Here is a 12,384-nt window from a genome sequence, read left to right on the forward strand (position 1 = left end):
GACGATCCACGGCCGCGACTGTCTCTTCCCCACGACCACACCAACGATCCAGCGAGCCGACAGTCACATGATCAACGGCTTTTGTTAGAGCCAATAAAGGCCATTGAGTTCGTTTTCGAGGTCGGAGATCTGGGTGTACACCGAACCGGACAGCTCGGCTCCGGCCTGGTCCAGGTAGAACTTCTCGGTGTTCTCGACGTACTTGCTGGTCAGCGCCTCCTTGTCGGCGACACCGCTGTAGATGACGGTCGGGGCGCCCGGCCACATGTGCCCGGGGGTGCGCAGGGTGAATCCGCCGTGCTCACCGTCCATCGCCGCCCGCTCGGCATCGGGGAACGGCGGGTCCTCGTTGTTGTAGTCGTGGTGGTCGAGGATGTCGCCGGCGCCTGAATCCCCCTTGGAATTACAGCAGTTGACACCACTGTGGGCATTGACGACGCGAGACGGGTCGGCTTCCTTCACAGCCTCGGCGATCTTGCCGGTCTCCATGCGGTCCCACTCGCCCCAGCCCTCGTTGAAGACGGTCCAGCCGATCACGGACGGCGCGTTGTGGTGCTCCCGCATCATCTCCCGACCCTGGTCGACGAAGGCGCGCCGCCCGGTTTCCTTGGTGATGTCGCCGGATACGAAGTCCTGCCAGACGAGCAGACCGAGCCGGTCCGCATGGTAGAACCAGCGCGCCGGCTCCACCTTGATGTGCTTGCGCACGGCGTTGAAGCCGAGTTCCTTGTGCGCCTTCAGATCGAAGGCGAGGGCCTCGTCGCTGGGTGCGGTGTACAGGCCGTCGGGCCAGAAGCCCTGGTCCAGGGTGGCGAGGGAGAAGACCGGCTTCCCGTTGAGCACGAGTTTCTGGAAACCGCCGACCTTCGCGATGCCGATGGAACGCATGCCGAAGTAGCTGCCGACCTTGTCGGTCGACCCTCCGTCGGTGAGCTCGACGGCGAGGTCATACAGGTACGGGTCGTCCGGGCTCCACAGATGCTGTTTCGCCACCGGCAGCCGTAGCTCTTCGTTGGCCGCCCCGCTGACCTTGCCGACGACCTTGCCGTGCCTGTCACGGGCGACGGCCTCCACACGGGCACCTGGGGAGGCCTGGGCCGACCGGACGGTCACCGCGAGGCTGCTCGTGTCGATGTCCGGCGTGGAGACAACGTTATCAATCGCGGCACGGGCGACCGGCTCCATCCAGACGGTCTGCCAGATTCCCGACGACTGGGTGTAGAAGATGCCGCCCGGATGGGTGGACTGCTTGCCCATCGGCTGGTCGGCGCCGCCGGTGTCGGTGACCGCGACCACGACCTCCTGCGGACCGCCGCCCCGCAGCGCGTCGGTGATGTCGGCGCTGAAGGCGTCGTAGCCGCCGGTGTGTTCGGCGACCTCGGTGCCGTTGACGAAGACGCGGGCTCGGTAGTCCACGGCGCCGAAGTTCAGCTTCAGCCGGTTGCCCTCGCCGCCCTTGCCGATCTTCCAGCTTTTGGGGACGCTCACCAGCTTGCGGTAGAACATGTGGTCCTCGTGCCGCTCCAGCCCGGAGAGCTGCGACTCCACGGGGTACGGCACGACGATCTTCTCGTCGAGGTCCTTGCCGAATGCCGGCTGCTCGCCCGCCTCGGCGCCGCTGAACTGCCAAACGCCGTTGAGGTTCTTCCACTTGGAGCGCACCTGCTGCGGACGAGGGTACTCCGGCAGCGGGTTGTTCCTGTCGACCTTGTCGCCCCACTTGGTGGTGAGCCGGTGAGTGGAGGCGTTGTCGGCGTAGCGGACGACCTTCGGTACCGCCTTGCCGCCGGAGGTCAGGCCGCCCTTGCCGTCGTAGGTGACCCGCACCTGCTGGTTCTTCTGGATGGGTTCGGCGAGCGTCACGAGTAGGGAGTTGCGGTCACCGGGAGCGACGGTGACCGACTTCAGGGGCATGGACGTGGTGTCGGCCTCGATCTTCAGGTGGTCCTTGACCTCCCGGAGGTCACCGACCCTGCCGTCGAACCCGGCCCGCAGCCGCCGTCCGTCGGCGGCCACCGACAGCTCCAGTGGGTAGACCTCGAATCCCGCGGGTGGAGTGAACGCCGACATCGGCACGAGCTGCTTGGACAGGCCCGGGCCGGCCCAGCGCAGGAACATGTTGGATCCACCGAGGTCCTGGAACATCTCCAGACGGAAGTCGTGCTTCTCATCCGCGGTCAGCTCGATCGCGGCGCTGGTCTGCTCCCTGTCCCAGTCCGGTTCCCAATGGTCGATGACCGGCTTGCCGTCGATGTACAGCCGGAACCCGTTGTCACCGGTGGCGTAGAAGGTGTAGTCGCCGGTCGCCGGCGCCTCGATCTGTCCCGTCCAACGGGCGGTCGTGTGCTCCGTCTTGCCGGTCAGCTCCTGGAAAGTGCTGGTCAGGCCGGAGAAGTTGATTTGCGGGTCGAGCAGCGTGCCGCCGAGTTCGGCGAAGTCCCGCGCTCCGGGGGCCGACATGCTGAAGTACTCGCCCTTCAGGCCGTGTACCTCGACGTCGGCTGTTTTCGCGGAGAGCGAGGAGGCGCTGCCGGTCGGCTCCGACGCCGATGCGGCGGTGGCCAGACCGCTTGGAGGGGCAACGAGAGCGGCCATGGCCAGCAGCGCCCAGAGTTTGGCGCGTGGGCGGATGTGGTGTCCTGTCATCGAACCTTCCTCGCACGGGTGCCGCGGACCAGGACCGGTCGTCGGGAGAACCAGGTCGCAGACGATGGACCGGTACGGACGCGGCGCGGCAGGTCTTGCAACGTTGGAAACCTTGTGACAGCCGAAATGACAGCACGGCCCTCGACGGTTGTCCAGACCTCGCGCACCACTGTGGTATCCACCCTCGGCAAACATCTGCGGGTCGACCTGTGGCATGTGCCTTGCGATGGCTCAGGCGTACCTGTCACTCATCACCTGGGCGCCGACGGGCAGTTCAGTCGCGCGGCAGCGGGACTCCGGGGTGATCGGGGACCTACTCCGCTGACCAGGGTGCCGTCCGCGGTCAGCACCGTGCCGCCGGATACCGGCGCCACACCGGGGCCAGGGTTGGAAGCGGAGCGATGCGGTCAATGACTCGGTCCGCGGCCGACTTCGAGATCCCGAACAGAGGCCCGAGTTGCCGCATCGGGAGATTCTTCCGCCACTACGCGGCCACCAGCAGTGTGCGGGCCTCACTCCCGCCCCCAAAGTGAGCTCGCATCCGGCATGCCGTCTGCACACGAGAGGTCCGCGTGGACACCGAACCGAGTTCCGCAGTCGTCCTGATCACCGGCGTAATGGCGGCGGGGAAGCGCACCGTGGCCGAACTGCTGGCCCGGCGGCCACCCCGAGCCACCCACGTGCGCGGCGACGTCTTCCGACGGATGGCGGTATCCGGCCGGGAGGAACTGCTGCCTGAGGAGACCGCCGAGGCCAGGTCCCAAGCTGAGGCCATCTGCGTTTCCGCCAGCGGCAGGCAGCCCAAGCTCAGGCACCAACGATCACGGCTGGAGTACTCATCAGGCCCATCGCGTACAGCGACGATCGCCAAGAACCGTCCTCCCTGCCCCTGCGCGGCTTACGTGGCGCCTTCCCCCAGGGCCCGACCGGGCGTTCCTGCCGGACCCTTGCCACGAAAGCGGCGCAGGTCGAGACGGGCCGCGGCTGCGGGCGCAGGAGCGACTGTGCGTCCCACGGCTCGACATCGGTCCATCCGAACCCGAGGACGATCTCGTCGAAGACCGGTGCGAAGTCCGCTACCAGGTCCGGCATCTGATAGCGCAGCCCTCGAACCCGGGCAACGAAGGTCTACTTCGGGAAGCGGGTCCCGGTCGGCGTCGCGTACGCGGACGGCGGCGGCCATGCCCTCTCGCCGTCCCGATCGGCTGGAGGACCACAAACCGGATCTGCGCAGGCGACGTTGCGGTGAAGAATGGCAACCATGACGAACGAGGGCTCCTCCATCGACCCGACCAAGCCCAGCATCGCCCGCGTCTACGACTACCTGCTCGGCGGCAAGGACAACTACGCCGTGGACCGTGAGATCGGCGACGTGTTCAAGCGCGACCTGCCCGGTTCGGTGGCCATCGCCTTCGCCAACCGCGCGGCCCTGACGCGGGCGGTCAGGGAGATCGCGAAGACCACTGGCATTCGGCAGTTCATCGACCTGGGCAGTGGCCTGCCGACCGTGGACAACGTCCACCAGGTCGCGCAACGGCACGCTCCCGAGTCCCGGATCGTCTACGTCGACATCGACCCCCAAGTGTTGGTGCACGGCCGCGCACTGCTGGAGAACAACGACCGGACCCGCGTCGTCGCGGTCGATGTGCGCAACCCCGAAGGTATCCGCACGCACCCCGACACCAGCGAAGTCATCGACTTCGCTCGTCCCGTCGCCGTCATCCTCAGCGCCATCCTCCACCACGTCAACGACGACGAGGACCCGGCCGGCATAGTCCGCTACTGGCGAGACCACGTTCCCTCCGGAAGCTACTTCTTCGTCAGCCACTTCCGCTCCGGCAACAACCCGGAGACCGCGGAGGCCGAGAGGGTCCTCCAGCAGACGTTCGGCCGCGGCCGGTGGCGCACCGACGCGGAAATCGCCTCCCTGCTGGACGGCCTGGAGATCCTCGATCCCGGGATCGTCCCCGCCTCCCTGTGGCGTCCAGACGAAACCGACAACGCGTGGGAGAGGGGCGAAAGACGAGAGCCAACAGTCTGGGAACACCTCATCGCCGCCGGACTGGCCCGGAAAGCCTAGACGTCAACCCGGAGGCGATCGCCGGGCGGTCGCACCTCTGGCCGCGAAATCACCGGGATGGCGAGGTGCCTCGGTATCGACGCCGACAACTGAGCGGATCGACGTCCCGCCCGGCCCTACTGTCCAGAGATGCGGGCGGCTCAGCAGCTGCTGCCTTCGGCTGGTGCCGTATCAGGCAACGTTCGCCCTGGTGTGACTGAGCACCGCAGTTGGCCAGTGAGCGCGCGATTTGGTCAGCCTGAGCTTCGCGGTCCTGTGGCGCTCGGTCAGCCCTATGGTGGACCCGACTCCGGCACGCTCAGCTGCGGACAGGTAGCTGAAGGGCGAAGCGGCGGACAGCATCGGTGAAGGCGTCTGGATCGTCGAAGTTCGCGAGATGCCGTGCCCGCGGGATCAATTCGACGCGGGCGTTCGGATGAGCGCGGGCGAAGTCCAACTCGCCGGACCGGAAGACGGTGTCCTTCTCGCCGTTCAGAATGAGCACGGGAGCCGCCACATGACGCATCGCACCCGCGTCGAAGCGGCCCAGTATCTCGCCCCAGGCGGCCGGCAGGGTGTGGAAGGCGTAGCCGGAGAGGATGGTCGCTTCCACCACCTCGGGTGGATAGAGCCGGCGCAGCAACCGGTCGTTCCACCGGGCCAGCCGGTCCGGCGGTAGGCGAGGGATGAGCCCGGCGGCCCAACGGTACGGCGTGGTCCACGGGCCACGAGTTGAGGCACTGGCTCCAGCAAGGACCAGCCCCCGCAGTCGCTCGGGGCAGCGCCTTGCGAACTCCAGTGAGGCGTATCCGCCGAGTGAGTGCCCGACGACCAGAGCCGGTCCGCAGTCGAGCGAGTCCACCGCGGAAGCGATGATCTCCGTCGCCGCGTTCAGGGTCCAGGGGTGAGCAGAGCGGGCGCCGTGGCCTGGCAGGTCAACCGCGGCCACGGGGAAGTCCTCTTGGAGTGCGGCGAGCTGTGGGCTCCATTGTCCCGCGCTGAACCGCGTCCCATGTACGAAGACGATGGGCGGTACACCTGCTGCCGTCATGAGTCCTCCAGGTCAGCACTCTCCTCGTACCGACTCTACCGGCGGGCCGTTCCGGCGCTGAGACGCGCAGATGCTGCCAACGGGGATGTTCCGTCACAGTGTGACGCGCCGCGCGAATGTCGTGCCGGGCGGCGCGCGGCCGTCGTCCTGTCCGATGGGGGGCGGTCGACGACATCAGGCACGAGTGCCTGCGCATCCTGCTCCGCGAGGAAGGCGTCAGGATCGCAACTCTGGCAGGGGCGGGTGCTGGAGATCCGCCTCTTCGGCTGGCGGTCGCCCTCCGGGCCGGCCGAGGATCACAACTACGGCTTCGAGTGCGTCGACCTCGGCGACGGCACTGCACCCGCTCCCGTGGTGGCCCTGGCGGGGCCGGGTGGGTTCCGCCAGGGCAGGCCGGATCGCTACGGCCTTGTGCGCGTGCCGGGTGGATCAGCGGGTGTAGGTGGTCCGGTGTTCCGTCAGGGAGCCGCAGTTGGAGCCGGTGTGCTGTTTGACCGAGTTGATACGCGACCGACAGCGTTTGAGCACCGGTTGCCAGATATGGGCCGTAAGGGGTGGAGGCCTGTGCGGCCTCGTCCGACCGTTACGGCGGAAGGCGCCCAGCCGAACAGCCGGGCCGGATTGGCACGCAGTGAACGCTGGACTTCCGCGGTGCCGAGTTCCGCTGTGAGCCATGTCAGGGTGGTGCCGCAGACCCGGCCTTCCTCATGCCGGATCCAGGGCCGGTCGCTCCCCCACACCGTCCGCTCGCCGCCTCCGGCGCACAGCAGGCCCCGCAACATCATCGCGGCCGCCCGTGGCGCCGAACGATAGGGGGCGGACGCCTTCACCCACACATGCTGTGCGGCCGGCAGGCCGGACGGCCGACCGAGCACGAGCCGCGCGAGATCATGACCCTGGGCAACCGTCTTCGGCTACCTCGTCGACGCCGGCGCAGATCGCCCCAGGATGCCAACGGCACTCATGCCTGTCGGTCGGCAGCAGGCAGGGCCCCGCCGCGGCGGGTGCGACCGGAAGGTCTCGGTGAGACAGGCTCGCGATGTAAAGGTTTAAAACACGTACAACGGGAAATTGGCATATTCGAGTCATATCGTTCCCGTAAGGGGGCTGTGTCCGATGTCAACAGGGACACTTCTTGTGATCGTCATCGCCGCCGTACTGGTCGTGGCGGTGATCGCCGTGGCGGCCTCGATGCTCATGCGCCGCCGCAAACTCCGCGAGCGTTTCGGTCCGGAGTACGACCGGACCATGGTGAACGCCGACAGTCGTGGCGCCGCCGAGCGCGAACTCAGGGAACGCGAGAAGCGCCACGACTCGCTGGACCTCAAGCCGCTGGACGGCGCCACCCGTGACCGCTACACACGGGAGTGGACAGGCGTTCAGGAGGAGTTCGTGGATCGCCCGGAGGACGCCGTGCACGACGCGGACCGCCTGGTGACGTCACTCATGCGGGAGCGCGGCTATCCGACGCAGGACTTCGACCAACAGCTCAAGGACCTGTCGGTCGAGCACAGCCGGACGCTGGAGCACTACCGCGCCGCCCATGACGTGGACGAGCTCAGCACGCGGCACCAGGCGACCACGGAGCAGCTGCGGGGCGCCATGGTGCACTACCGCTCACTGTTCGACGAGCTGCTCTCCGACGACGGCCGGTCCCGGCGGGCAACCGCCTGAGCGCCGGCCTCTGCCCGAGCACTCGTTCCCCACGATTCCCGACGGATTCCCGTCCCACCTGGCCGCCCGGCCCTCGGGAACGGGGAGCGGAGGAGAGATGCAACGCGATCCCGTACCGGACTCCGGCGACAGCTCCGCATCCGGCGCTTTCGCCCACCCCGGCAGCCCGACACCCGGGGAGACGCAGGGCGATGTTCCCACTTTCCCGGGCGACAGCACACCCACCACCGACCCGCCCGGGGAGCGCGAGGACACCTTCGGCGGTACCCCCGGAATTCCACCCACATCCGCGGACGCTGATCCCGTCGAGCAGGATCGTGACGGAGGGCGGATCGACCCCGGCGAGGACGACGCTCAGCAGCTCATCAGTCCAGAGGACGAAGAAGCATTCCGTGAGCGCTGGCAGGAAGTGCAGAACAGGTTCGTCGACGATCCCCGCGACGCCGTGGACACGGCGGACGCCCTCGTGTCGGATCTCATGCGGCAACTGGCCACGACGTTCGCCGATCACAAGCAGCGGCTGGAGGACCAGTGGAACAGGGGCGAACAGGCCGACACCGAAACCCTGCGGATCGCCCTGCACCACTATCGCTCCTTCTTCAACCGCCTGCTCGGCGGCTAGGAGGTCGGGTGGACGGCTGGTAGGTCGGGAGGTTGAGAGGTTGGATGAGCATCGTGACGGCGCGGCGGCAGGGGGAACCTCCAGCGGTCTCCACGACGTACTGGAACCGGTCCTCCACCGAGGGGCTGGTGCGTGTTCGTGCCCGTCTCCCAGCCCGCGGGCGCGCCTTGCGTCCCGCCCCGTCCCTTCTCACTCATTCAGGCCAGGGGACGTGGTCGGTTCATGAGGCGGGTCCTCGGTCGCCGGCCGTGTGGGCCGCGTTTCCCGCGGGTGTGGCGGAACCTCCGTGTGCCCCGTCCGCCGTGGTGAAAGACCGTCATCAGGTGTTTGCCGCCCGCGACTGGAGTTCGTCGACGACGGCCACGGCCAGGTCCTCGGCGCTGATCCACGACCGGCCGTCCGCGTCGGCGAGCAGGGTGTCGGTGCCGCGTCGGTAGCGTCCGGTGCGTTCGCCCGGCTCCAGGAGGGCCGGCGGACTCAGACAGACCCAGTCCGTGTCGGGGTACGTCCGGCAGGTCCGTAGCTGGGCGACTCCGGCGGCGCCTACGCGCCGCAACTCGATCGGCACGTAGGCGGAGTTGTCGGCGACCAGCAGCTCGGGGTCGTCGGGACTGCGCAGGGCTTCGGCACCGCCGACCACGAGCACCCGCGCCCCGAGCCGCGCGGCGAATTCCAGCACGGTGCGGGTGACGCCGACCAGGAACTCCTGGTCGGCCGGACTGGTGCGCACGGCCAGGACTACGGCGTCCGGGGCGCCGGTCGGGCGAAGGCCGAGAGCGCCTCGCGCACGGCGGACGCGTCGGTGGCGTCGATCGCGAGCGAGGTCACATCAGGGTGCGTGGCCCGGGGCCTGCGGGCAGGGCGAGCACCCGCTGTCCGCGGGCCACGGCCTCCGCGATCACCCGGCCGCCGCCCCTTCCGGTAGCGCGGAGCACGGCGATGGTCATGCCCGTCTCCGTCGTCTCGCCTGTCTTCATCGTCGTACCTGTCTTCGTAGTCGTACCTGTCTTCGTAGTCGTACCTGTCTTCGTAGTCGTACCTGTCTTCGTCGTTGTGCCTGGCTTCGTCGTTGTGCCTGGCTTCGTCGGGTTCTTCCTTCGGGGGTGGGGTGGTGTGGAGAATCAAGCTGTGCCGCGAGCAGGGCGGCAAGGGCGAGGACGAAGCCGAGCGACTGCGGCAGGAGCAATGCTCGGGACCTGGGGATCGGTCGCGGATGAACCGCTGCGGGCTCGGTGGAGGCCCTATGGATCGACTTCAGCTGCCGGTTAGGACTGGTATTCGGCGTAGTGGCCGATCTCGTGCACGAGGGTCGTGATGTCCTGGATCTCTGCGTGGCGGCGCTTGTGATCATGGGCGGATCCCGCAGGGCGAACCCACCCGCCTCCGGTCGGGTGAGTCCCCCGGTGTCACTGATCACCAAAACCCGCACCGGAGCCGCGCGTTGGCCCGCATGACCCGCAGGTTTGTACACGCTCATGACAAAGTATGGACGACTGCGGCAGAAGTCCTTACTGTGTGCGACGCGACGTGTACGTCTTCTGGACACCACTCGCACACCTCCGTTTCCCGGGACGACGGCGCGTCCCGGCAGCGGTGGATCTCCCACTTACCGGACCGCGTTCCTCAGTGCCGAGGAACCGTCAGGAGGTCACGTGTATCCACGGCTGTACCGACGTCGGCCGGGCAGACGCCTGGCCGGAGCACTCATCGCTTCGTTACTGGCGATCGGCCTGTCCTCCTCGCCTGCTCCGGCGGACGACTCGGACCCTGCCGACCTGCCCCCGCAGGAACCGGGGGTCACCTTGCGCGTCTTCGATGTGCAGACCCCATTGAGCGGGATCTGCTCTCTGAAGCCGGGGCAGACGCCGAACATCGACAAGCTGATGCCGGTCATCGACTGGACCTCGGCCGGCGACTTCGGCCTGGAGAGCAATTTCGTCACCCATGTCCTCGGCAACCTCGACGCCCCTCAGGCGGGCGACTACACCTTCCGGCTCACCAGTGACGACGGCTCCCGCCTGTGGATCGACGACAAACTGGTGATCGACCACGACGGCCTGCACGGTGCGGACCCGAAGGACGGCGCTGTCCAGCTGACGGCAGGTCATCACACGATGCGTATCGAGCACTTCGAACGGGACGGGGGCCAGCAGATCACCCTGGCCTGGCAGCCGCCGGGCGCGGGCGGCTTCACCGTCGTGCCCAATTCGGCGCTGAGCACGGACGCCGACGTCGTACGCGTGACGTCGCCGGGCCGCAAGGAGTGTGAGGGAGGCACGGACTCGCCGGGCGACGGACTGCCGCTGACCGGTGTGCACCCGAACTACACCCTGACCGACCTCCGCCCTAGCGGCTTCGAGCCACAGGTCTCCGCCATGGACTGGCTGCCGGACGGCCGACTGGCCGTGGCCACCTGGGGCGGCAGCAACAACACCACGGGCGAGGTCTACCTGCTGAGCAATGTCACGGGTAGCACCGGCCCGGACAAGGTGAGGGCGAAGAAGGTGGCCTCGGGCCTCAAGGAGCCGATGGGCATCAAGCACGTCGACGGCAAGCTCTACGTCTCGCAGAAGCACGAGCTGACAGAGCTGAACGACACCGACGGCGACGAGGTCACCGACCAGTACCGGAGGGTCGCGACATGGCCCTTCGGAGGTAACTTCCATGAGTTCGCCTTCGGCCTGCTCTACAAGGACGGGTTCTTCTACCTGAACCTGTCTGTGTCCATCAACTACGGCGGCGCCACGACAGATCCGCAGCCGGCGCCGAACCGTGGCACCACCATCAAGGTGAGCAAGGAGACCGGAGCCGTCTCCTACGTCGCCGGTGGGCTGCGCACCCCCAACGGCATCGGCTGGGGCCCCGAGGGCGACATCTTCGTCACCGACAACCAGGGCGGCTGGCTGCCCTCGTCGAAACTCGTACACATCAAGCAGGACCGGTTCTTCAACCACTACACCAACCCGGACGGGCCCTTCGACACCCGGCCGGTGACCAAGCCGGTGCTGTGGCTGCCGCAGAACGAGATCGCCAACTCCCCGAGCACGCCCTTGCAGTTGGCGAACGGCCCGTTCGCCGGCCAGATGCTCTTCGGTGACGTGACCTACGGCGGAATCCAGCGCGCCTTTCTGGAGAAGGTGGGCGGCGAGTACCAGGGGGCCGTCTTTCGTCTCACCCAGGGTCTGGAGGCCGGCGTCACCCGGATCAGCGTCGGACCGGACGGCGCTCTGTATGCCGGCGGGCTGGGTGCCGGCGGCAACTGGGGTCAGGAGGGCAAGCTCAGCCACGGCCTGCAGAAACTGACGCCCAACGGCGGCAACGCCTTCGACATCCGGGCGATGCGCGCCGTACCGGGGGGCTTCGCGCTTGAGTACACCAAGCCGTTGTCGACGCAGACTGCGGCCGAGTTGGCCAAACGGTACAAGATCAGACAGTGGCGTTACGTACCGACCGCCGACTACGGCGGCCCCAAGGTCGACGAAGAGACCCTGACCGTTCAGTCGGCGACGCTCTCCGACGACCGCAAGACCGTCGCCCTGACCGTGCCGGGCCTCAAGGCCGACCGGGTGGTGCACGTCCGCTCGCCCCGTCCGTTCAGCTCTTCGGACGGCGAGTCGCTGTGGAGTACGGAGGCCTGGTACACGCTGAACAAGCTGCCCGGCGCGGCGTCCGGGACGGGCGAGGTGAAGGGCGTCAACAACAAGTGCCTGGACGTGGCCGACTCCCAGACCGCTGACGGCACCCAGGTGCAGATCTGGACGTGCAACAGCACCGACGCGCAGAAGTGGACCGTATCCGGCGGCACCATCAAGGCCCTCGGCAAGTGCCTGGACATCTCCGGCGGCGGCACGGCCGACGGCACGAAGATCCAGCTGTGGACCTGCAACGGCTCCGGCGCCCAGTCGTGGACCCCGCAGGCCGACGGCACGATCCGCAACCCGCAGTCCGGCCGGTGCCTCGACGCGTCCGGCAGCACCTGGAACGACGGCACCCCCGTCCACCTGTGGGCCTGCCACACCGGTGCCAACCAGAAGTGGCTCCTGCCCTGACCGATGAAGCGGCCCACCCCCGGTGATGCCGCCGAGGCGGGCTCCGGCCTCCCTGAGAAGCGCCGGAGCCCGCCGACATCAGTCCCAGCCGCCGAACCACACGCCCCGGCATCGCCCTCATGATCAGTTTGCCGAAGTCGCCGTTCCCCTGGTGGCCGGGCGCGCGGTCCCCGCCCTGCCCTTCCAAGCCGGCGCCCTCGTCTCTGTCACGCACCTCGGCGCCTGTTGGTGGTGGGGACCGTCCTTTCGCCTTCGTGCTCGTCCCGGTCTTCGACCACCTCAC

8 protein-coding genes and 3 pseudogenes are annotated in these 12,384 nt (G+C 67.8%); 5 read left to right on the forward strand and 6 right to left on the reverse strand.

Annotated features, from left to right (window positions below; translation table 11 throughout):
• Window positions 1-93 precede the first annotated feature (93 nt).
• Window positions 94-2,646 (reverse strand): annotated as a pseudogene (locus ACZ5Y0_RS27080) (PA14 domain-containing protein); the annotation flags it as partial.
• Window positions 2,647-2,969: 323 nt separating this feature from the next.
• A pseudogene (locus tag ACZ5Y0_RS27085) lies at window positions 2,970-3,160 on the reverse strand (transposase family protein); the annotation flags it as partial.
• A 103-nt stretch (window positions 3,161-3,263) separates the two neighbouring features.
• Between ACZ5Y0_RS27085 and ACZ5Y0_RS27090 the strand changes: the two are divergent.
• Window positions 3,264-3,416: pseudogene (locus ACZ5Y0_RS27090) on the forward strand (phosphotransferase); the annotation flags it as partial.
• Between the two features lie 482 nt (window positions 3,417-3,898).
• Entirely contained in the window at window positions 3,899-4,726 is an 828-nt protein-coding gene (locus tag ACZ5Y0_RS27095; RefSeq protein WP_469131297.1) for an SAM-dependent methyltransferase, read from the forward strand.
• Window positions 4,727-5,024: 298 nt separating this feature from the next.
• Here ACZ5Y0_RS27095 and ACZ5Y0_RS27100 read toward each other — a convergent pair whose 3' ends face one another.
• Together ACZ5Y0_RS27100 and ACZ5Y0_RS27105 are read right to left on the reverse strand one after the other, a co-directional pair.
• Window positions 5,025-5,756: an alpha/beta fold hydrolase gene (locus tag ACZ5Y0_RS27100; RefSeq protein ID WP_469131298.1), complete on the reverse strand. Its 732-nt coding sequence runs from the start codon at window positions 5,754-5,756 to the stop codon at window positions 5,025-5,027.
• 458 nt (window positions 5,757-6,214) lie between these two features.
• Window positions 6,215-6,631 (reverse strand): amidohydrolase family protein, encoded by a 417-nt coding sequence (locus ACZ5Y0_RS27105; RefSeq protein WP_469131299.1) that lies wholly within the window; start codon window positions 6,629-6,631, stop codon window positions 6,215-6,217.
• Window positions 6,632-6,872: 241 nt separating this feature from the next.
• On the opposite strand from ACZ5Y0_RS27105, the gene ACZ5Y0_RS27110 reads away from it, so the two are divergent.
• Window positions 6,873-7,430, forward strand: coding sequence for a hypothetical protein (locus tag ACZ5Y0_RS27110; protein WP_469131300.1), 558 nt, complete (start codon window positions 6,873-6,875; stop codon window positions 7,428-7,430).
• A gap of 97 nt (window positions 7,431-7,527) precedes the next feature.
• Window positions 7,528-8,052, forward strand: a complete 525-nt coding sequence (locus ACZ5Y0_RS27115) for a hypothetical protein (protein WP_469131301.1) — start codon at window positions 7,528-7,530, stop codon at window positions 8,050-8,052.
• Between the two features lie 319 nt (window positions 8,053-8,371).
• On the opposite strand, the gene ACZ5Y0_RS27120 is transcribed toward ACZ5Y0_RS27115, so the two are convergent.
• A complete protein-coding gene (locus tag ACZ5Y0_RS27120; RefSeq protein WP_469131302.1) occupies window positions 8,372-8,782 on the reverse strand; it encodes an NAD(P)-dependent oxidoreductase in 411 nt (136 codons plus the stop codon).
• Between the two features lie 94 nt (window positions 8,783-8,876).
• Window positions 8,877-9,029: a hypothetical protein gene (locus ACZ5Y0_RS27125; RefSeq protein ID WP_469131303.1), complete on the reverse strand. Its 153-nt coding sequence runs from the start codon at window positions 9,027-9,029 to the stop codon at window positions 8,877-8,879.
• Between the two features lie 741 nt (window positions 9,030-9,770).
• Between ACZ5Y0_RS27125 and ACZ5Y0_RS27130 the strand changes: the two genes are divergently transcribed.
• Window positions 9,771-12,101 (forward strand): ricin-type beta-trefoil lectin domain protein, encoded by a 2,331-nt coding sequence (locus ACZ5Y0_RS27130; RefSeq protein WP_469131406.1) that lies wholly within the window; start codon window positions 9,771-9,773, stop codon window positions 12,099-12,101.
• Window positions 12,102-12,384 lie beyond the last annotated feature (283 nt).

The sequence above is a fragment of the Streptomyces sp. NPDC033216 genome (genome assembly GCF_055577115.1).